The organism is Deinococcus aetherius, from assembly GCF_025997855.1.
GTDB classification, from domain to species: Bacteria; Deinococcota; Deinococci; order Deinococcales; family Deinococcaceae; genus Deinococcus; species Deinococcus aetherius.
Genome location: NZ_AP026562.1, coordinates 426,735 through 445,985, shown reverse-complemented (window position 1 = coordinate 445,985; position 19,251 = coordinate 426,735). Strand labels below are relative to the sequence as shown.

The 19,251-nt window shown below is 70.9% G+C and carries 18 protein-coding genes; 15 read left to right on the top strand and 3 right to left on the bottom strand.

Annotation, left to right across the window (positions count from 1 at the left end):
* Nucleotides 1-31 precede the first annotated feature (31 nt).
* From DAETH_RS21735 to DAETH_RS21715, 5 genes are all read left to right on the top strand, one after another.
* The gene (locus DAETH_RS21735; protein WP_264778207.1) at nucleotides 32-430 is read left to right on the top strand and encodes a cytidine/deoxycytidylate deaminase family protein; all 399 of its coding nucleotides are present in this window, start codon (nucleotides 32-34) and stop codon (nucleotides 428-430) included.
* Between the two features lie 6 nt (nucleotides 431-436).
* On the top strand, nucleotides 437-1,177 hold the full coding sequence (locus tag DAETH_RS21730) for a PucR family transcriptional regulator (RefSeq protein ID WP_264778206.1): 741 nt from the start codon (nucleotides 437-439) through the stop codon (nucleotides 1,175-1,177).
* A gap of 81 nt (nucleotides 1,178-1,258) precedes the next feature.
* On the top strand, nucleotides 1,259-2,605 hold the full coding sequence (locus DAETH_RS21725) for an aminotransferase class III-fold pyridoxal phosphate-dependent enzyme (RefSeq protein WP_264778205.1): 1,347 nt from the start codon (nucleotides 1,259-1,261) through the stop codon (nucleotides 2,603-2,605).
* Nucleotides 2,606-2,813: 208 nt separating this feature from the next.
* Nucleotides 2,814-4,328, top strand: coding sequence for a CoA-acylating methylmalonate-semialdehyde dehydrogenase (locus DAETH_RS21720; RefSeq protein WP_264778204.1), 1,515 nt, complete (start codon nucleotides 2,814-2,816; stop codon nucleotides 4,326-4,328).
* Nucleotides 4,329-4,443: 115 nt separating this feature from the next.
* Nucleotides 4,444-4,674, top strand: coding sequence for a hypothetical protein (locus DAETH_RS21715; RefSeq protein ID WP_264778203.1), 231 nt, complete (start codon nucleotides 4,444-4,446; stop codon nucleotides 4,672-4,674).
* Nucleotides 4,675-4,842: 168 nt separating this feature from the next.
* On the opposite strand, the gene DAETH_RS21710 is transcribed toward DAETH_RS21715, so the two are convergent.
* The 3 genes from DAETH_RS21710 to DAETH_RS21700 are packed head-to-tail and all read right to left on the bottom strand — an operon-like array spanning nucleotide 4,843 to nucleotide 7,984.
* The gene (locus tag DAETH_RS21710) at nucleotides 4,843-6,045 is read right to left on the bottom strand and encodes an NAD(P)/FAD-dependent oxidoreductase (RefSeq protein WP_264778202.1); all 1,203 of its coding nucleotides are present in this window, start codon (nucleotides 6,043-6,045) and stop codon (nucleotides 4,843-4,845) included.
* A 12-nt stretch (nucleotides 6,046-6,057) separates the two neighbouring features.
* A complete protein-coding gene (locus DAETH_RS21705; RefSeq protein WP_264778201.1) occupies nucleotides 6,058-6,654 on the bottom strand; it encodes a hypothetical protein in 597 nt (198 codons plus the stop codon).
* A 7-nt stretch (nucleotides 6,655-6,661) separates the two neighbouring features.
* Nucleotides 6,662-7,984 carry an alpha/beta hydrolase family protein gene (locus tag DAETH_RS21700; protein ID WP_264778200.1) on the bottom strand — a complete coding sequence of 441 codons (1,323 nt, stop codon included), beginning with the start codon at nucleotides 7,982-7,984 and terminating at the stop codon, nucleotides 6,662-6,664.
* Between the two features lie 146 nt (nucleotides 7,985-8,130).
* On the opposite strand from DAETH_RS21700, the gene DAETH_RS21695 reads away from it, so the two are divergent.
* The 10 genes from DAETH_RS21695 to DAETH_RS21650 all read left to right on the top strand — a co-directional run bounded on the left by DAETH_RS21695 (nucleotide 8,131) and on the right by DAETH_RS21650 (nucleotide 18,934).
* Nucleotides 8,131-8,319, top strand: a complete 189-nt coding sequence (locus DAETH_RS21695; RefSeq protein ID WP_264778199.1) for a hypothetical protein — start codon at nucleotides 8,131-8,133, stop codon at nucleotides 8,317-8,319.
* 34 nt (nucleotides 8,320-8,353) lie between these two features.
* Nucleotides 8,354-9,622 (top strand): deoxyguanosinetriphosphate triphosphohydrolase family protein, encoded by a 1,269-nt coding sequence (locus DAETH_RS21690; protein WP_264778198.1) that lies wholly within the window; start codon nucleotides 8,354-8,356, stop codon nucleotides 9,620-9,622.
* 506 nt (nucleotides 9,623-10,128) lie between these two features.
* Nucleotides 10,129-10,905: a glycosyltransferase family 2 protein gene (locus DAETH_RS21685; protein ID WP_344870094.1), complete on the top strand. Its 777-nt coding sequence runs from the start codon at nucleotides 10,129-10,131 to the stop codon at nucleotides 10,903-10,905.
* Nucleotides 10,895-11,932, top strand: a complete 1,038-nt coding sequence (locus DAETH_RS21680) for a glycosyltransferase family 2 protein (protein ID WP_264778197.1) — start codon at nucleotides 10,895-10,897, stop codon at nucleotides 11,930-11,932. Before DAETH_RS21685 ends, DAETH_RS21680 begins: the two co-directional genes overlap by 11 nt.
* Complete coding sequence (locus tag DAETH_RS21675; RefSeq protein ID WP_264778196.1) at nucleotides 11,929-13,284, top strand: glycosyltransferase; 1,356 nt, start codon at nucleotides 11,929-11,931, stop codon at nucleotides 13,282-13,284. The genes DAETH_RS21680 and DAETH_RS21675 overlap by 4 nt, the downstream gene beginning before the upstream one ends.
* Complete coding sequence (locus DAETH_RS21670) at nucleotides 13,281-15,128, top strand: hypothetical protein (protein WP_264778195.1); 1,848 nt, start codon at nucleotides 13,281-13,283, stop codon at nucleotides 15,126-15,128. The genes DAETH_RS21675 and DAETH_RS21670 overlap by 4 nt, the downstream gene beginning before the upstream one ends.
* Nucleotides 15,129-15,134: 6 nt before the next feature.
* Entirely contained in the window at nucleotides 15,135-15,485 is a 351-nt protein-coding gene (locus DAETH_RS21665; protein ID WP_264778194.1) for a hypothetical protein, read from the top strand.
* Nucleotides 15,478-16,893: a lipopolysaccharide biosynthesis protein gene (locus tag DAETH_RS21660; RefSeq protein ID WP_264778193.1), complete on the top strand. Its 1,416-nt coding sequence runs from the start codon at nucleotides 15,478-15,480 to the stop codon at nucleotides 16,891-16,893. Before DAETH_RS21665 ends, DAETH_RS21660 begins: the two co-directional genes overlap by 8 nt.
* 325 nt (nucleotides 16,894-17,218) lie before the next feature.
* Nucleotides 17,219-17,680, top strand: coding sequence for a hypothetical protein (locus DAETH_RS21655; RefSeq protein WP_264778192.1), 462 nt, complete (start codon nucleotides 17,219-17,221; stop codon nucleotides 17,678-17,680).
* Between the two features lie 471 nt (nucleotides 17,681-18,151).
* Nucleotides 18,152-18,934: a RusA family crossover junction endodeoxyribonuclease gene (locus DAETH_RS21650; RefSeq protein ID WP_264778191.1), complete on the top strand. Its 783-nt coding sequence runs from the start codon at nucleotides 18,152-18,154 to the stop codon at nucleotides 18,932-18,934.
* Nucleotides 18,935-19,251 lie beyond the last annotated feature (317 nt).

Here is a 19,251-nt window from a genome sequence, read left to right as displayed (position 1 = left end):
ATTGGGCAAGGGCTGAGATACTGGAACGAAGATGATCTCTGCCGCTGATCAAGCCCTGGTGGAAAGGGGAAAGGCCCTCATTGCCTCCCTCCCCGCCGACGAGAACCATACGGTCGCCGCGATAGTCCGCGACGCTGAAGGTCGGTTGTTCGAGGGGATCAACCTGTACCACTTCACGGGCGGTCCCTGTGCCGAGCCGGTGGCTCTGGCTGTTGCCGTCGCGCGACAGGCTGCCCCGTTGGAGTTGATCGTCGCGGTGGGCAACCGTGACCGCGGTGTCCTGGCTCCCTGTGGACGGTGCAGGCAAATTCTGTTCGACTACCACCCGAACATCGATGTCCTCGTCCCCGACGGCGGGCAGGTGCGGCGCGTCGGCATCCGCGAGCTGTTGCCCTATACCTACGACTGGCACGCCGAGAACGAGGGGTAAGTTTCCATGCTCCCCACCCTGCGCGAACTCCTGACCCTCCCGGCCTTCACGGGCGCGGAGGTGCTGAGTGGTCACGCCCGGCTGGGGGAACCGGTGACCTGGGTGCATGTCTCGGAAATCCCAGACGCCGCCCGGTTCCTCAGCGGCGGTGAGCTGCTGCTGTCGGTCGGCGCTCCCCTGGTCAATGCAGCGGAGGAGGCGAGCCACGCCTACATCCGCTCGCTGGCCGAGCGAGGGGCGAGCGGGCTGGCCCTCGAACTCGTGCGGGAGGTGCGGGAGCCGCCGCCCGCCGTGCTGGGGGCCGCCCGGCTCTACGACTTCCCGCTCCTCGTCTTCCGGCAGGAGGTCAACTTCGCCCAGCTCACCCGGGCGGCCCACGCGCGCATCCTCCGGCAACCTGCCGAACACGGGGAGCCCAGCCTCGCGCCCCTTCTCGACGCCCTGGCCGAGACGGGGCGCAGCCGGGCCTTTTTGGAGGCGCAACTCGGGCCACTCCTCGTCCTTCCGACCCGGGCGCGAGTCACCCTGATCGGCACCCTGGCCGCCCTGCTGGAGACGAACTTCAATATGGCGGAGTCGGCGAGGCGACTTGGCGTGCGCCGTCAGACCGTGTACTACCGCCTGGAGCAGTTGCGGGCGATGCTCGGCGACCTCGACTCACCCCGGCGACAACTCGGCCTCCACCTCGCCCTGGAACTCAGCCGCAGCGAGGTGGCCGAGGCGGTGCCGATGCCCACGGAGCGTTAGACACTCTGTCTCTTGGCAGCCTCACGCGCGGAACCTACGATCAAGTTGTCCCTCTTTCCCTTCTCCGCCAGGAGGCACCCCATGCCGGAACCCAGACCCGACACCCAACAGGTCATCGCCGAGAACCGCGAATACACCCTCTTCTCGTGGAGCGTGCAGGGGCAGGCCAACCCCATCCATATGACGGGCGGGAAGGGCAGCCACTTCTACGACGGCGACGGCAACACCTGGCTCGACTTCTCCTCGCAGCTCATCAACATCAACGTGGGGCACCAGCATCCGAAGGTTTTGCAGGCCATCAAGGATCAGGTGGACCAGATGTGCTTCGCCGGGCCGTCCTTCGCTACCGATGTGCGCGCGGAGCTGGGCAAGAAGCTCGCGGAAGTGACTGGCCTCGCCAAGAGCTTCTTCACCCTGGGCGGCTCCGAGGCCAATGAGAACGCCATCAAGATGGCGAAGCTCTACACCGGGCGCGACAAGATCATCACCCGTTACCGCTCCTACCACGGGGCGACGATGGGCTCCATGAGCGCCTCGGGCGATCCCCGGCGCTGGCCGGTGGAGCCGGGCATTCCCGGGATCGTGCGGGTGTTCGACCCCTACATGTACCGCCCGCCGATGGGCGGCAGCGCCGAGGAGTGGGAGGACGGCTGCATCACCCACATTGAGGAAGTCATTCAAATGGAGGGCCCCCACACCATCGCGGCCATGCTGGTGGAGGGCATCACGGGCAGCAACGGCCTGCTGATCCCGCCCGACAGCTACTACCCCCGGTTGCGGGCGCTGCTCGACAAGTACGGCATCCTCCTGATCGACGACGAGGTGATGAGCGGCTTCGGGCGCACCGGCAAGTGGCTCGCCACCCAGCACTACGGCATCGTGCCCGACATCGTGACCTGCGCCAAGGGCCTCACGAGCGGGTACATGCCGCTGGGCGCCGTCATCGTCAACCAGAAGATCGCCGACCACTTCGAGAAGAACTTTCTGGCGGGCGGCCTGACGTACAGCGGCCATCCGGTGTCCCTGGCCGCCGCCATCGCCAACCTCAAGGTGTACGAGGAGGAAAATCTCTTCGAGCACACGCTGGAATTGGGAGCCTACCTGGGCGAGCGCCTGGAGGCTATGAAACGCAAGTACGCCTGCGTGGGCGACGTGCGGTACATCGGCCTCTTCAGCGTGCTGGAACTCGTGAAGGACAAGAAGACGAAGGAGCCGCTGGCCCCCTTCAACGGCACCTCGCCGGAGATGGCGAAGCTTGCCGCTTACCTCAAGTCCAAGCACGTCTACGCCTTCAGCCGCTTCAACATGGTCTGGGTCTGCCCGCCCCTCGTGATCACGAAGGAGGAGCTGGACGCCGGGCTCGACGTGTACGAGGAGGCGCTGGCCCTCGTGGACGAGATGATCGGGGCTCCGGTGGCGGCAGACTGAAGAGGACGTGCCTTTCCCCCTCTCCCCTCGTGGGAGAGGGCCGGGGTGAGGGGGCGTGTGACCAGCTTCACCGCCAAGAAGAGGGCTTCTCCCTTTCCATTGGCCTCCTGACGCCCGGCCCGCTCCCCCCCACCCGGCCTCCCCCCTCAAGGGGGAGAGGACAGCAGCAAAGCCCTCCGTGTTTGCACCAGCCCCAGAGGTTCCTACCATGACCAGCACCGCCCAAAAGCCCGCCGTCCTCACCCTCACCCACTGGCTCTCGGGCAAACCGGCTGAGGGCACCTCCGGACGCACCGCCCCCGTCTACAACCCGGCGACGGGGCAGGTACAGGCCCAAGTGCCCCTCGCCAGCCGCGAAGAAGTGGATCAGGCTGTCGAGATCGCCGCGGCTGCGGCCAAGACATGGCGTGCCGCGCCCCTAGGCAAGCGTGCCGAAGTCCTCTTCCGCTTCCGCGACCTGCTGGACCGCAACCGCGACGAACTTGCCCGTATCCTGACCCGTGAGCACGGCAAAGTTCATGCCGACGCGCTGGGCGAGATCGCGCGAGGCATCGAGAACGTGGAGTACGCCTGCGGAGTGCCGAACCTGCTCAAGGGCGGCTACTCCGAGCAGGCGAGCACGGGCGTGGACGTGTACTCCATCCAGCAGCCGCTCGGCGTCGTGGCGGGCATCACGCCCTTCAACTTCCCGGCGATGGTGCCGCTGTGGATGATGGCGAACGCGCTCGCGTGCGGAAACGCCTTCATCCTCAAGCCCAGCGAGCGGGACCCCAGCGCGAGCCTCTTCCTGGCGGAACTGTTGAAGGAAGCGGGATTGCCCGACGGCGTGTTCAGCGTCGTCCACGGCGACAAGGAGGCGGTGGACGCCCTGCTGGAGCATCCCGGCATCGCCGCCGTGAGCTTCGTGGGCAGCACGCCCATCGCGCGGAGCATCTACCAGAAGGGCACCGCGCACGGCAAGCGGGTACAGGCCCTCGGCGGGGCGAAGAACCACATGCTCGTCCTCCCCGATGCCGACGTGGGCATGGCCGCCGACGCCGCCGTCTCTGCCGCGTACGGCTCGGCGGGCGAGCGGTGCATGGCGATCTCCGTCCTCGTGGCCGTTGGTGACGTGGGTGATGCCCTCGTGTCGGCCATTCAGGAACGCCTGCCCGCCCTCAAGGTCGGCCCCGGGGACCAGCCCGGCAACGAGATGGGCCCCCTGATCACCCGCGAGCACCGCGACCGGGTGGCGGGGTATATCGAGAGCGCGCGGGGCCAGGGCGCGACGGTGGTGGTGGACGGGCGCGAGCAGCCCTTCGAGGGGGACGGCTTCTTCCTGGGCGTGTCGCTCCTCGACCACGTGACGCCCGAGATGGACGCCTACCAGGACGAGATTTTCGGCCCCGTTCTCTGTGTGGTGCGCTCGAGCAGCTACGAAGAGGGCCTGAAACTCATCAACGAGAATCAGTACGGCAACGGCACGGCCATCTTCACCCGGGACGGCGGGGCGGCCCGGAAATTCCAGTTCGAGGTCGAGGTCGGCATGGTGGGCATCAATGTGCCCATCCCCGTGCCGGTGGCTTACTACTCCTTCGGCGGCTGGAAGGCGAGCCTTTTCGGGGACAGCCACATGTACGGGCCGGAGGGGATCAAGTTCTACACCCGCTCCAAGGTCGTCACCTCGCGCTGGCCCGACCCCGCGAGCAGCCGGGTGGACCTGGGCTTCCCGCAGAACCGGTAGGAGGGGGCCTGACCCGTTCCGTGGGACAGGTCGGGAGGTCGGGGTACACTCGCCTCAGCGACATGAGGATGAACGACCCTGTTCAGGTGGGCCGACCCCCGGTCCCCCGGGCGCCATGACTCCCCCGGGGGTGCTGCGGTGGCACGTCCTGATTCGGTGGGCGGACGGCCACCGCTCCCGGTTCGTCTACGAGGGTCCTTTGTGGATTGGAAAGGTGAGTCAGGACGTCCACGTCCTCGCTCAGGCCGAACACGCGCGGCGGCGCGAGGCCTCGCCGGACCTGCCCCCGCAGCTTCCCTACGAGGTTCTGTCCTTCCGGGAGGCGGGGAAGGCCGGTCAGGGCTGAGCCGAACGGCCCCCTCCACCCCCGGGATAGCCCAGGAGCCCAGGGGCACGGTCAGGGCGAGCGTCTTCCCGCCCCGGCGTGTGGTCGAGCGCGAGGACGTTGCCCGCCCAGGGGCGTTGGAGCCGCCACCTGAGTTCCCCACCGCCAGGACTGCGTTGCCGAGAGCCTTCAGGCCGGGAAGCGGTAACGCCCGACCCAGACGCGGTCGGCAAGGTGCTTGCACCACAGCAGCGGGCGCCCGCGCAGCCCCACGCGCGGGCCGAGCGCGAGCATCCCCTCGGGGGTGCCGGTCGAGATGAGGTAGGGGGCGACCGGGTACGGGCGGAAGGGCGACAGGGACACTCCCGCCGGGTCCCTCCCCGCCTGCCAGGCGTTCACCAGCCGGTCCAAGTGGCCGCGCAGGACCAGCCCCTGCGCCACGGCGTTCACGCCGCTGCGGTCGAGGCGGCGGCCCTCCATGACCGCGCAGTCGCCCGCCGCGAACAGCCAGGGCTGGCCGAGCACCCGCAGGCGACGGTCGACCTGCACGTACCCCTGCCCGTCCACCGGGAGACCCGCCTCCCCGAAGAGGGCCTGCCCGCGCGTGCCGGTGGCCCACAGCACCACGTCCCCGGGAAGCCGTTCCCCGCCTTCCAGCACCACGGCGCCCTCCTCGACCCGCTCGACCCGGGTGTTCAGCAGGACGCGCACCCCGCGCCCGCGCAGCAGGTGCTCGGCCCGGCGGCCCAGGCCGGGCGCGAACTGCGGCATCAGGCGGCCTCCGGGATGCACCAGCGTAAGGCCCAGCGCGCCCGGGCCGGTCCGGCGCCCCCAGCGGGCGCTGACGTTGAGCAGCACCTCCGTTCCGGCGGGGCCGCCGCCCACGACGACGAGCGAGCGCGGCGGCCCGGAGGAGGAGCCCCCTTCCAGCCAGGCCCTCAGGCGCCCGATGTGGTGCAGGGGCTTGGTGAGCACCGCGCTCCCCGCCCGGTCCCGCAGGGGGTTCGTGGCACCGATGTCGAAGACGGCGAGATCGCAGGGAAGGATGTCGCCCTGGCTGGTGCGGGCGGTCCGGGCGACCACGTCGAGGCCCGTCACCCGCGCCTGGACGAACGCGACGTGGTTGACCAGGCACCAGCGCAGCAGGTCGATCCGCACGTCCTCCGCAGAGTAGACGCCGCCGAGGGACTCCGGGGTCATGCCCGAGGCGTAGAGGTGCCGGGCGTCGCTCACCAGCGTGACCCGGACGCCCCGGCGGGTCCAGCGGCGCGCGGCCTTGAGGAGCGCCACGTTCGCGTGCCCGCCGCCCACGAGCAGCAGGCGCAGGGGTCGCGGGCGAGCTTGCCCCGCACCGATCACGTCCGCCGTTCGCCGGGCATACAGGTCGGGCACCCGGTCCTCCCGCTACCTGGGGGTGATGCTGCGGGCCAGCAGGCGGAAGCGCGGCAGCACGTCGTCCCGCGTCTCCAGCGGGGCGAGGCCCACCACCCGCAGATACGGCGTGCCGGGGGCCCCGAAGCGGATCGACTGGAACACGACCACCTCCCGGTCCGAGGGGCTGCGGGCCCGCCCCACCGTCTCGTGCCACTCGGCCCCGCCCCGGCGGACGGTCCCGGCGCTCTGGGCCACGATGCCCGAGACGAAGGGAACGAACTCCAGCGCGCGGCGGGCGAACGCCTCCCGGGCGACGACGGCGGGCGAGGGGCTTGCCGACACGGCGACGGTGAGCAGCGGCCGCGCGAGGTCGAGGTCCCCGGTATCCGCCTCCCCGGCCTCGCCCAGCATCAGGATGTCGAGGCTGGTGACGGCGAGGGGCCGGAAGCCCGCCCAGTCCCCGATGCGGTAGGGCTGCGCCTCGACCTGGGCCTGGAGGGTGGGGGACACGCTGGAAGGTGGCGGCACCGAGGCAGCACCCGGCCCGGCGGTGAGAGCGGTGATCAGGACGAGCGAGGCGACCCGCGCCCGGGCGGCGGGGGTGGGCAGATCGGGGTCTTCCGTCATGGGTGACCTACCGGGGCGGGAGGTGGCGCAGCTCGATGCCGAGCGCGCTGCGGGCCGGGAACCCCTTCCAGGAGGTGCCGTCGAGGTAGGCGGCGGCCCCGGCGTCGCCCTTGAGGCGCAGGTTCAGGAAGGCCGTGACGAAGTGCGCGTTGAGGTCGTTCAGGCGCTCCATGTCCCAGACGGGCTCGGCGTAGTGGGCGTACTCCTCGGGCTTCCCCAGGCTCGCCGCCGGGGGCGGGTTGGGCGCGACGTTGTGGCGGGCGTTCTGGTACACGAGCAGGTGGCGGTCGGCGTTCACCGCGTTCTCGAAGAGGGCCTTCACCCCACCCTCGTAACCGGACACGTCGTCGTGGTCGCCCACGATGAAGAGGGTCGGGACCCGCAGGCCGCCCAGCCCGGCGGCGTCCCAGAAGCCGAAGCGGGCCGCGTTGTTGATGCCCGCCGACCGCACGGCGGCGTCCCCGCCCCAGGGGGCGAAGGCCACGACCGCCTTGAGGCGCGGGTCCACCCGGTAGGCCCCCACCCCGCGCGAGGCGAGCGCCCCGCCCGGCACGAAGCCGAGCACCTGGGGGGCGAAGCCCGCGCCCGCGAAGTTGAGCGCCCCGTAGCCCCCCATGCTGTAGCCCACCAGCGCCGTGTTGTTCGCGTCCACGAGGCCGCGCAGGAAACCGCTTCCGGCCGAGGCCAGGGCCGCCACCCCGTCGAGCACCGCCTGGTCGTCCGGGGCGCGGTTGAGGAGGGTGCTGGCGAAGGCCGCCTTGTCGGCGTGGGTGCTGTCGGTGTGGTCGATGGAGGCCACCACGTAGCCCTTGCTCGCCAGGTTCTCGGCGAGGCGGCTCATCAGGTAGCGGCTGCCGGGGTACCCGTGCGAGAAGATGACGAGCGGGTAGGGACCACCCTGAGCGGCGGGCGCGGCGTCGCGGGCAGCCCGCCCCGGAAAGGTGAAGGGCACGACGGGCCGCTTCGGGTCCCCGGGCCCGCTGCCCAGCGCGTCCCGGTACTCGGTGGCCTGCGCCTGCCCGGCGGCCAGGGTGGCCGGGTACCACACCTCCACGGTGAGCGGGCGGTCGTAGCGCGGGAGCGGGTTGGGCGCGGGTGACATGGCCGCCGCCCGCGCGATGTCCGGCACGTCCCGCCGCACGAGCGAGAGGGTTCGCACTCCCACCGCGTGTGGGCCGCGCGCACTCAGCTCGGGGGCGTCCGGGCGTGGGGCGCCGGGGTAGGCCGGGCTGGTCGAGGTGGGGGAAGCGGTCTGGGCCGGTGCCCCGCCGCCCAGGGCGAGCAGCGAGGACAGGGCCAGCAGACAGGAACGCCAGGACAGGACAGACATCGGTGAACCTCCAACGGGGAACGAGGGGGGAGGAAACCGGGAGCGGACGGCGGGCCTCCCGGGGAAATTGCGGTTGCCCGCGCAGCATACACCGGCCCCGGGCCTCTCCGGGAACGTGACCGCCCGGCCTGCCGTATCGTGTGGGGATGAGGATGACGCCGCGCGTGACCCGGCCGGGATGGCTGCTCCTGGGCGTCCTCGCCCTGGTGGGGGTCGCTGCCCTCTCCCACGGGCTATCGGCCAACGCTCCCGGCGTCCAGTCCCGCGCCGGGGTGGGCTGGTGCCCGGCGGCGGGCACGGCTCCGATGCCGGTGGCCTGCGTCCCACGACCGTGAAGGGGAAGGGGACCGCCCGGCGCTATCCTGGGGTGTGCTGGCCGCCATCTACGACTGGTTCAACGCCCACGACACCGAGCGCCGCTACCTCAGCGAGGCGACGGGGGCGGAGGGTGACCGCCGTGACCCCTACGAGCGCGACCGGGCGCGCGTCATCCACTCCAGCGCCTTTCGCCGCCTCCAGGGCAAGAGCCAGATCTTCGCGGCGGGGTGGTCGGGCTTCCTGCGCACGCGGGTCACGCACGCGATGGAGGTCGCGCAGATCGCCCGCGCCATCGCCACCAACCACGGGCTGCCCGGTGGGCTCGCCGAGGCGGCCGCACTCGCGCACGACCTCGGGCACCCGCCCTTCGGGCACAACGGGGAGGACGCCCTGCACGCCTGCATGCGGCCCTACGGCGGCTTCGAGGGCAACGCGCAGACGTACCGCATCCTGACCCGGTTAGAGCCCCTCACCACCCGGCACCCCGGCGTGAACGTCACCCGGGCGACCCTGCTCGGCGTGCTGAAGTACCCCGGCGGGCGCGGCGGCGTGCCCGCGATGTACGAGGATGACGCCCGCCTCGACGGGGGCTGGCTGTACGGGGGCGAGCTGGGCGGCGAGGACCCCCTCCCGCGCAGCGTGATCTGCCAGATCATGGACTGGGCGGACGACATCGCCTACAGCCTGCACGACCTCGAAGACGGCATCCGCAGCGGCCTGCTGTCGCACCACGCGCTCGTGACGGGCGAGGCGGTCTCCCGGGTGACCGAGCGGGCGCGGCGGGCCCACCCCGAACTCGACGAGGACTTCGTGGGGTCGGTGCTGCGCGTGCTGCACGCCCGGCTCGACGACGGCACGAGCATCGCGCCCGCCACCGCCCGAGTGCGCGAGGTGGAGGCCGCCTACGTCAACCGCTTCGTGACGGCCACGAACATCGAGACGCACGGCACGCCGAGGAGTGCTTTCGACTTCACGCTCGCCCTGCCGTCCGAGGTGCGGCTGGAGTGCGCGGTTCTCAAGGCGATCACCCAGGAACTCATCTTGCGCGACCAGCGCACCGGGGTGTACGCCCGGCAGGCCACCGGCACGATCACCGATCTCTTCGGCCTGCTGCTGGAGACGGCGATGGGCGACCTCGACGACGTGCGCGCGGCGGTGCTCCCCCGCGAGGTGCGCGAGAGCCTGAGGCAAAGCCCCTCCGAGCGGGCCCGGGCCCGGATCGTGTGCGACTTCATCGCCGACATGACGGACGCGCAGGCCTCCCAGTACCACCAGCGCCTCTTCGGCGCCCCGCAGAGCTCACCCTTCGCGCCGCTGTGATGGGTTGACGGGACGGCCCCTTGCCCCCTCCGGCTGGATCGCCTCGTCCCGCCCCGAGCCAGGCGGCATTCCCACCTCTGTGAAGAAGCGGCTTGAACCTCCCGGCCTCCTGTCCGGCTTGGCAGAACCCACCTGTGAAAACCCGGCGATCCAAACCCGTCCAAGTTGCATACCGCTATGTGCCCTTTTTTGTCTCAAGTTAGAGATGCTTAAGAACGAGTTAAATGTGCCTTAATCATTTTTCGCACGAGTGCGACCGTGCAAAACTTCACGTCGAGCTTCCAGAAAGTCCCGCTTATCGTTCACCTGACAGCCTGGTTGCAAGAACGCCTTCAATGGCGCAATTGCCAACCGTGCTGTGTCCTTCTTGCTGTGTGGCGTGCACTGCCAGGACCGCCGCGCTTGACCGCCAACCGCAACGTCCCCGGTGCTAAGACCCGGCCTCCGCGCCGCGCCGTCCTGGCAGCGTGTTGGGCTGTCCCTGGCGAGGCGGTGACAGGAGTGTAATGACTGTGTCCAGACGTCCGGCTGCCCCCCTCGGAATCCACGCCAGCAAGAGCGCCGGCGCCAGACCGACCGTCAGCGTGGTAGTGCCCGCGATGAACGAGGCGGACAACCTCCCTCACGTGCTGCCCGCCATTCCCGCCTGGGTGGACGAGGTGATTCTGGTGGACGGCCACTCCACGGACGGGACCGTCGCGGTGGCCTACGGGCTGCTGCCGGGCATCCGCGTCATTCCGCAGCCGGGACGGGGCAAGGGCAACGCGCTGCGCGCCGGTTTCGCCGCAGCGACCGGGGACATTGTGGTCATGATCGACGCCGACGGGAGCACCGACCCCGGCGAGATCGGCACGTTCGTCCGGCACCTTCGCGCGGGCGCCGACTTCGTCAAAGGCTCGCGCTTTCTGCAAGGGGCGGGCACAGACGACATCTCGCGCATTCGCGGCCTCGGCAACGCCTGCATCACTTGGGCCGTGCGCACGTTGTTCGGCGGGCGCTACTCGGACCTGTGCTACGGCTACAACGCCTTCTGGCGCTCGGTCCTGCCCGAGCTGGACCTCGACAGCGACGGCTTCGAGATCGAGACGCTGATGGGCATCCGCGCCCTGAGGGCGGGGCTGCGCGTCGTCGAGGTGCACAGCTTCGAGCACCCGCGCCTGTACGGGACGAGCAACCTCCACGCCGCGCGGGACGGCTGGCGCATCTTCAAGGTGATCTTGCGCGAACGGTTTTTCAGACGTGCGCCGCGCCGCGCCCCCGCGCGATCCGCCCATGCCCAGTAGGCGCGAACAGGCGTCCGCTTTCCCGGTCGGCGCCCCCCCGCGTGCCTCGGTCGTCATCTGCGCTCACACCGAGGAACGCTGGGCGGAGTTGCGGGCGGCGGTGGGCTCAGTCCAGGCCCAGACGCCGCCTCCCCACGAATTGATCGTCGTGGTCGACCACAACCCGGCGCTCCTGGAGCGCGCCCGCTCGACGTTCTCCGGCGCCACGCCGCCCGTCGCGGTCATTCCCAACGCGGAGCGGTCCGGGTTGTCCGGGGCCCGCAACAGCGGCCTGCGCGCGGCGAGCGGCGACGTGGTGGTGTTCCTCGACGACGACGCCGCCGCGCAGCCCGGCTGGCTGGGCGCCCTGCTGGCCCCCTACGCGGACCCCGGCGTCCTGGGCGTGGGCGGGCACATCGAGCCCGAGTGGCGCGGGGGGGCGCCCGCGTGGTTTCCGGACGAGTTCCTGTGGGTGGTGGGCTGCTCCTACCTCGGCCTGCCCGCACGCCCCGGGGTGGTGCGCAACCTGATCGGGGCGAACATGTCGTGTCGGCGGGACGTGGCCCTGGAGGTCGGCGGGTTCCGCGCGGGGTTGGGACGTGTGGGCAGTATTCCGCTGGGCGGCGAGGAGACCGAGTTCTGCATCCGCGCCGGGCAGCACTTCGCCAGGGGGGCCTGGCTGTACCAACCCGGGGCGACCGTGCGGCACACCGTGCCCGGCAGGCGCGCGACCGGGCGCTACTTCCTGCGGCGCTGCTTCGCGGAGGGGCTCAGCAAGGCCAGGGTGTCACGCTTCGTCGGCCGGGGCGCAGCCCTGGCGTCCGAGCGTGCCTACGCGGCGCGCGTGCTGCCCCGGGGCGTGCTGCGCGGCGTGCAGCAGGCACTAGGGGGCGACATCACTGGCCTGGGGCGGGCGACCGCCGTCGTCGTCGGCCTCGCTGCGGTCGCGGCCGGGTACGCCGCCGGTCTCGCCTCGCCGACCCCCCGTCTGTCCGGGGACGAGCCCCTTGCCGCCCCGAGTCGGCGGTCGAGCGGAGCGGCCTCGTGACCTTGGAGGCGTTGGGGCGTGCCGGGTCCGCCTTCGAGCCGATCCGGGTGCTGGAGATCGAGCTGAGCGCACCGCTGCCCCGGCTCGACCGCACCGAGTCCCCGAGCGGGCCCGCCTATTCGCGCGCGCGCGCCCTGGTCAGGCTGCACGGCGAGCCGCTCGGGTTGCTCGATCTGGCGCTGCCCCCCGGGGGACTGACGGGCGAGGACCTCGCCGGCCTGATCTGGCGCGACCTCGCCGAGGAGGTGAACGATCACCTGCGCCGCGACGGTGTGCCGCCGCTCGTGACGCTGTCGGCCCAGGGGGTGACGGGAGTCTCCGAACCGCGCTGCGCCCAGGAGCGGGTGCGCTTTCTGGAGCGGGCGCCTTTTGCCAGCGTGATCGTCGCTACCCGCGACCGCGCACCGTCCCTGCCGACGGTGCTGGACGCCCTGCTGGCCCAGGAGTACCCGCACTACGAGGTCATCGTGGTGGACAACGCGCCGAGTGGCGGCGCCACCCGCGAGCTGCTGCGTACGCGCTACGGACATGACCCGCGCGTGCGCTACATGCGCGAGGACCGCCCCGGCCTGTCCAACGCGCGCAACTGCGGCGCTCGCCACGCCCTGGGCGAAATTCTTGCCGTGACGGACGACGACGCGCGGCCCGACCCCCGCTGGCTTTCCGAGGTCGCGCGGGGCTTTCAGGCGGGCAGGAACGTCGGGTGTGTCACCGGCGCCACCCTGGCGATGAGCCTCGATACCGCGCCAGAGCTGTGGTTCGAGCAGTACGGCGGCTTCAACAAGGGCTTCGCGCGCCGCGTCTACGACCTCGCCAGACAGCGCGGCCCCAGCGGGCTCTACCCCTACGCGGCGGGCACCTTCGGCTCGGGGGTCAACTGCTCGTTCAGGAAGTCGGCGCTGCTGGCCGTGGGCGGCTTCGACCCGTCGCTGGGCGCGGGCACGCCGAGCATGGGCGGCGAGGACCTTTCGATCTTCCTAGAAGTGCTGTCGCGCGGCTACGAACTGGCGTACGAGCCGGGGGCCCTGGTGTACCACGCGCACCGCACGACCTACGACGCCCTGAAGAGGCAGATGTTCGGTTACGGCGCGGGCCTGACCGCCTACCTGACCAGGACCCTGCTCACCCGCCCCGCCCGGTTGCTCGACCTCCTGGCGCGCGTGCCCAATGGCCTGGGTTACGCCTTGAACCCCCGGTCGGGGAAGAACAAGGGGAAGAATGCCGGGTACCCGGCGGAACTCACCCGGCTGGAACTCAGGGGAATGCTGTACGGCCCCGTCGCCTACCTGAGAAGTCGCCGCCAGGCGCGGAGCAGGTTGTCCCTCCCTCTCACTCGCGTAGGGACGAGATGACTTCTTCTCCTGCCCGTGAACAGACCGACCACCGGGAACAGGCAAGTCACGTTCCCGCCGACGTTCCGGGGGCGCCCCCCGGGAGGTGGTGGCCGGTGGCGGTCACCTGGGGCCTGCTCGCGCTCGTCTTTGGCCTGCGCTGGCTGGCGTTGAGCCACATCGACCTGGACCGGCTCTCCGACTACGGCCTGACGACGGCCCTTCCCCGGGCGTACTTCGCCGCGCTGATCGTGCTGGCGGGCTCGTTTTACTGGCAGCTCACGCGGGCGCGGGTCAGCACTTGGCTTCTGGCCATCCACGTCCTGTCGCTGATCGTGATGCTACACGGGCTGACCGCGTTTCTGTACGACGAGCCGCGCTTCGCCTGGACCTACAAGCACGTCGGCGTGGTGGGTTACATCCTGGAGCACGGCACCGTCGATCCCGGAATCGACGCCTACCACAACTGGCCGGGCTTTTTCGCGCTGGCGGCGGCATTCACGGCGGCGCTGGGGCTGCCCAGTCCCCTGCCCTTCGCCGGGTACGCCCAACTGGCCTTCAACCTCCTGTACCTGCCCGCCCTGCTGCTGCTGTTCCGCAGCCTGACCCCCGACGCACGCACGGTCTGGCACGCCACGTGGCTGTTCTACGCCACGAGCTGGGTCTCGCAGGACTACTTCGCCCCGCAGGCGCTGGCCTACTTTTTCCACCTGATCATCCTGGCGGTGTGCCTGACCTGGCTGTCCGGGGTGAGGACGCGCCCCCCGCCTCCCGGGGGTGAGGGTGGAAGCGTTCGGGCGGGTGCCCTCGCGGTGTACCGGCGGGTCCGGCCCGACCTCCCGGGCACCCTCGCGGTGCTGCTGCTGTTCGCGGCGGTGGCATGCTCGCATCAGCTCACCCCCTTCATGACGGTGGCCGCCGTCTCGGCGCTCGTGCTGGCCCGGGTCTGCCGCGTCCGGACGCTGCCGCTGTGGATGCTCGCCCTCACGGTGCTGTGGAACGTGACGATGGCGTCAACGTACCTGAGCGGCCACAACCAGTGGTACGCGGGCCTGGGGGCGCTGCTCGCCAACCTCTCGAAGAACGTCCCCGACGCCCAGAACTTAAGCACCGCCCACGCCTTTGTCGTCGGCGTCACCCGCGTGATGACGCTGGGCATGTGGGGGCTGGCCGCCCTGGGCGCCTGGAGGATGTGGCGGGCAGGCGCGAGGTTCCTGGCACCCGGCCTGCTCGCCCTGGCACCCTTCCCGCTGCTCGCCCTGCAGGCGTACGGCGGTGAGATGCTGCTGCGCATCTACTTCTTCGCGCTGCCGTTCATGGCGTTCCTGGTCGCCCACGCCCTGCTGTGCCCGGCGGGGCCGGGGTCGCCCGCGCGGCTGCCCCGGTTCACGCCCCTGCCCTGGCTGGTGAGTGCCTTGCTGCTCGGGGCGATGACCGTGGCGTACTTCGGCAACGAGAGCACCAACCACATCCACCGGGACGAGGTGCAGGCCGCGCGGTGGCTCTACGGCCACGCCCCCCCGGGAAGCGCCATCCTGACCGTCTCGACCAACAACTTCCCGGTCAAGATCAGCGGCAACTACAACGAGTTCACCCACCTCTCGCTGACCGACGACCAGGGCGTGCAGCTCTCCACGCTCGATTTCGACCACATCCTGTCCTACAGCACCCGACAAAAACTCCCGGCCCTCTACATCGTTCTGTCCGAGGGTCAGCGCACCTACGTCAACCTGTACAAGAAACTTCACCCCGGCTCCTACGACGGGTTCCAACGCTCGGTCGCGCGCTCGCCCGAGTTCAGACGGGTCTACGCCAGCACCCATGTCACGATCTACGCCTCCACCCTGAACCCCTTCCGGAGGTGAAGCCCGATGAAGTCGTCCCCTCTGCTCCTGCCCGCCGTCCTGCTCGTGTCCACCGTCTGCTGGCTGCTCGCCTGGGCGCTGCACGCGCCCCTGGTCCTGCGCGCGCCCGTCACGCTCTGGTTCATGGCGGTCTGTCCCGGCCTGGCCGTCGTCCGGCATGTCCGGGGGCTGGACCCCGCCCAGACGTGGACGCTCGCCCTCGCCCTGAGTCTGGCCCTCGATCTGCTCGTCGCGACGGCGCTGCTGTACCTGCCCCCGTTGCCCTTCACCGTGGCGCTCTCGGTGGTCACCCTCATCGCCGCCCTGCTTCCCGTGCGCGCGGGCCTTCCCCCCCGCGATTTGAGGCCGAATGCCTGACATGGAGGAACATGGTGGAGGGCTGGGCGCCCGGCTCCGGCCTGCGCGCCCGACGGTGATGACCTGGCCGCCCAGGGGCGTCTCCCGTGACGGCGCGGTCGAGGGCGGGCCGGAGGCGAGCGGCGAGCGGCACGTCGGGCGCCGACCTGGAAGGGCGATGAGGGACAGTTTGATCGCCAACGCCGTCTCGCTGGTCGCAACCAGCGCAGTCACCTCGGGGCTGGGCTTCGGCTTCTGGTGGCTGGCGGCGCGCGTGCTGCCCGCCGAGGGCGTGGGCCTCGGTTCCGCCGCCGTGTCCGCGATGATGCTGGTCGCCACGTTGAGCATGCTCGGCCTGGGCACCCTCCTGATCAGTGAACTGCCCGGGGCCAGGGAGCGCGCGGATGCAGCGGGCCTGATGAGCGCCGCGCTGCTCTCTGCCGCCGTCGCGGCGGCGCTGCTGGCCGTCGCCTGCGGCCTCGCCCTGCCGCACGCCGCGCCCTCCTTTGCCTGGATCGCCCGCGACCCCGCCTCGCTGGCGCTGTTCGTCCTCGGGGTGGTCGTCTCGGCGGTGACCCTGGTGTTCGACCAGGCGGTGATCGGCCTGCTGCGCGGCGAGTTGCAGTGGTGGCGCAACGCCGTCTCCGCCGTCGTCAAACTGCTCGCGGTCCTGGTCGTGGGGCAGTTTGCCACGCACGCGGGCGCGCAGGCCATCTACGGGGCATGGTTCATCGGCAACGTCGCCTCCGTGCTGGCGGTCTTGCCGCTCGCCCGGCAAGGCGGCGCGCCGTTGCTGGGCCGTCCGAACTGGTCGTTCCTGGCGCGCCTTGGCGGCCCCGCGCTGCGGCACCACGCGCTGAACCTGGCGATGCAGGCCCCCGCCCTCGCCCTGCCGGTGCTGGCCGCGAGCCAACTGATCCCAGGCGCGAACGCCGCCTTCTACGTGTCGTGGATGATCGCCAGCTTCCTCGGCATGGTTCCGTACGCGCTGGCGACCGTGCTGCCCGCCGCCAGCTCGCAGGAGACGGCGGTGTTGCGGGCCCGGGTGCGCGCCTCGCTGCGGTGGTCGCTGCTGGTCTGCGCGCCGGGCGCCGCAGGGCTGATCCTCACCGCCCGCCCGCTGCTCGCGCTGTTCGGCCCGGCGTACGAGCAACACGCGCTCAGCCTGCAGGTGCTCGCGCTGACGGCCCTGCCCGTGATCGTCAAGGCGCACTACATCGCGCTGGGGCGCGTGCGCGGGCACCTCGCCGGCGCGGCGGTGATGGTCGCGCTCGGCGGGGGGGTGGAACTGGCGGCGGCGGCCCTCGGCGGGCGGGCGTGGGGGGTGGTGGGTCTGTCGGTCGGCCTGCTGATCGCGTACGGTCTGGAGGCGCTGTGCCTGCTCCCCACGGTGCTGCGCGGCGCCGGATGGCCGGGAGGGCGACCGTGAACCCTGTTCCCCCATTCCCAGGTCGCCGGTGGCTCGTGGTGGCGCGGGGCGTCGCCCGGATCGTTCCGTGGGCCGCCCGCGCGGTCGGCACCCCGGCCATATGCCACAACCTCAATGCCGGGCAGCCCACACCTGGAGCGCGGAGGTCCTGGTGAGTCGATTTGTCGGTAGGTACGTGATTGTCGCGCTGTGCGGCGTGTTGAGTATGGGAGTCGTGGCCGGACCCGAGCTGTTGGCCTGGCTCGCGCGCCCGGTGGTGGATGGGGTGCCTACAGTCGCCTCAGGGGACGCTCCCGGGCTGGGAACCGCGCCAGCAGGAGCGGAGGTGCCGGCACTGCCCGTGCTTCCCGCGAAGCCCAGTGACCGGGCACCTGCCGACCAGGCGCGAGTTTTGCCCTCCCCCGCCCCACAGCCGCCCGCAGCCACAGCCAAACTGGCGAGGGCCACACCCCTGGACCGGGGGCGGCAGTTGGCACGGCTGTTCTACAGTGGGCAGCTTGATCAGGTCTGGGCGGCCTTTCTTCCCGCCGTGCGGTCGGAGTGGGGCAGCCTGTCCGCCTTCAAGGCCTACCGGGCCGAAGGCACCGAAGCGTACGGGGACGAGAAGAGCGTCTTGAACGAACGGGTGACGCGAGACGGCGGCGTGACGTACTACACCCGCACCGCGACCTTCGAGCGTGACCCGGGCAACGGCTGGACCCTGATCCTTGGCCTCGACGGCGAGGGAAACGTGCGGGAGTTCGGCGTCGTGGAAGCGGGACTGCTGCCGCAGAAGCGGGAGCAGTAGGCGCAGGCCCTGGCTGGAGGGCCAGGGATCACACCGGTCCTCGCCGTGGGCCGCCCACCCTTCCCACTGCCTCCCAAGCCTTTGTGCCGACCTCTGCGGGGGCAGCGGGAAAGAGGAGCGTGGCGCGTCCCGGAGGACAAGCCTCCCCACACCGTCCCTGGTGTGAACCGTCACGTTTGAAGCTTTCTGGTGCTTCTAGACTTCCAGCTTCCACCCACGCGACGGTTTATTCGGAGAAGTTCCCGAAGGATGACCCGATACACCGTCATACGGTCGGGGTGATCGTTCGTCATCGGGGAGGGTATTCATGAGAGGGCGTCGTGGTACGGTTCGTCCAGATTGAGGCTCGGGGTGCGTGAATCTCTCCGGCCCGTCCTGGACACACGGCCCCCGGAGGACAACCTCATCCCCGGGGAGGCGGTTCGTTCAGGCGGCTCCCGGCACCGGGCCCGAAAGGACCCTCCCTCCCGCGTGCCCGCCTCTCCACCCGCCCGACAAGTCAACTTCGTCATCCCCGCCCTGGCGACCTGGGGGCGCAGCGGCGGGCGGCCCGATCCCACCGCGCCGCGCCGCGCGAAGCTGGTGGGGTACTACACCCGGGGCGCCACCCCCAACCACACCCGGCTGCGCGAGTACCAGACCTGGAAGGACCACGTCCGCGCCCACGCACCCCCCGAGCTGCGGCGGCTGCGCCCGGTGGACGAGACGAGCCGGGTGCGGCTGGACGTGGTGTGCCACTTCGCCAACCGCACGCACGCCGACCCCGAGAACGTGCGCAAGGGCGTGGTGGACGCGCTCTTCCCCGGCGGCGACAAGTGGGTCTACGGCGGCCACGACCACCCGCGCTACGACGCCGCCCGCCCGCGCGTGGAGGTGACCGTGACCCTCTTCTCGGGCGCGAAGGCGGCAGCGGTGAGGTCACCGGCGGCGCCCCCCACCCCGGCGGCCCAGCGGGTTCGGGCGAAGGTGGAGGCAGAACCCCACCGCCCGGTTCCCCCAAGGACAACACCACCCAAGAGCGAGGCGGCCCAGCGTCCGAAGAAGACCCCGCCGACCTCCCCCGGCAAAGCGGAGAAGACCGGCACCAAGGCGGGTAAGACCTCCCAGAAGACCGCCAACTCACCCGAGCGAAAGGGGCTGTGGGCGACCCTGGAGGGATGGGCCGCCCGGCTGACGGGCCAGACCGAACAGGACACCGGACGTGGGGGCACCCGGGCCACGCGCTCCGGCAGGCGGGGCACGCGGCGCAATTAGGGGCGCCTCCTTCAACCTGATTCCAACCTCTCCCCCGCTACGCTGACGGCATCCACCCGACCCAAGGAGGAAGGCATGACCGCCGCCCACACCCCGCCGTCCCAGACCCAGCCGCCGAGCGAACTCACCCCCCTGCCGGGGTCGTCGCTCAGGACGGCCAGGCCCGGACGCTAGGGAGGCGGGCGGTGGGCGCCTTTCTCCAGACGCGCAAGGGGCAGCCGCCGTGGGCCCGGATGCGGGTGTGTGTACACGGGAAGGCGGGGGCCGCGCGCTCCCGTCTTCTCGTTTTCGCGTTGGTCGGCCCCGTCGGGCGGCAG

Coding starts and splice junctions, on each gene's coding strand:
- DAETH_RS21715 (WP_264778203.1), top strand. CDS start 4,444: ATGACTCCCCCGGGGGTGCTGCGGTGGCACGTCCTGATTCGGTGGGCG.
- DAETH_RS21700 (WP_264778200.1), bottom strand. CDS start 7,984: ATGTCTGTCCTGTCCTGGCGTTCCTGTCTGCTGGCCCTGTCCTCGCTG.
- DAETH_RS21720 (WP_264778204.1), top strand. CDS start 2,814: ATGACCAGCACCGCCCAAAAGCCCGCCGTCCTCACCCTCACCCACTGG.
- DAETH_RS21705 (WP_264778201.1), bottom strand. CDS start 6,654: ATGACGGAAGACCCCGATCTGCCCACCCCCGCCGCCCGGGCGCGGGTC.
- DAETH_RS21735 (WP_264778207.1), top strand. CDS start 32: ATGATCTCTGCCGCTGATCAAGCCCTGGTGGAAAGGGGAAAGGCCCTC.
- DAETH_RS21685 (WP_344870094.1), top strand. CDS start 10,129: ATGACTGTGTCCAGACGTCCGGCTGCCCCCCTCGGAATCCACGCCAGC.
- DAETH_RS21660 (WP_264778193.1), top strand. CDS start 15,478: ATGCCTGACATGGAGGAACATGGTGGAGGGCTGGGCGCCCGGCTCCGG.
- DAETH_RS21670 (WP_264778195.1), top strand. CDS start 13,281: ATGACTTCTTCTCCTGCCCGTGAACAGACCGACCACCGGGAACAGGCA.
- DAETH_RS21730 (WP_264778206.1), top strand. CDS start 437: ATGCTCCCCACCCTGCGCGAACTCCTGACCCTCCCGGCCTTCACGGGC.
- DAETH_RS21665 (WP_264778194.1), top strand. CDS start 15,135: ATGAAGTCGTCCCCTCTGCTCCTGCCCGCCGTCCTGCTCGTGTCCACC.
- DAETH_RS21725 (WP_264778205.1), top strand. CDS start 1,259: ATGCCGGAACCCAGACCCGACACCCAACAGGTCATCGCCGAGAACCGC.
- DAETH_RS21695 (WP_264778199.1), top strand. CDS start 8,131: ATGAGGATGACGCCGCGCGTGACCCGGCCGGGATGGCTGCTCCTGGGC.
- DAETH_RS21680 (WP_264778197.1), top strand. CDS start 10,895: ATGCCCAGTAGGCGCGAACAGGCGTCCGCTTTCCCGGTCGGCGCCCCC.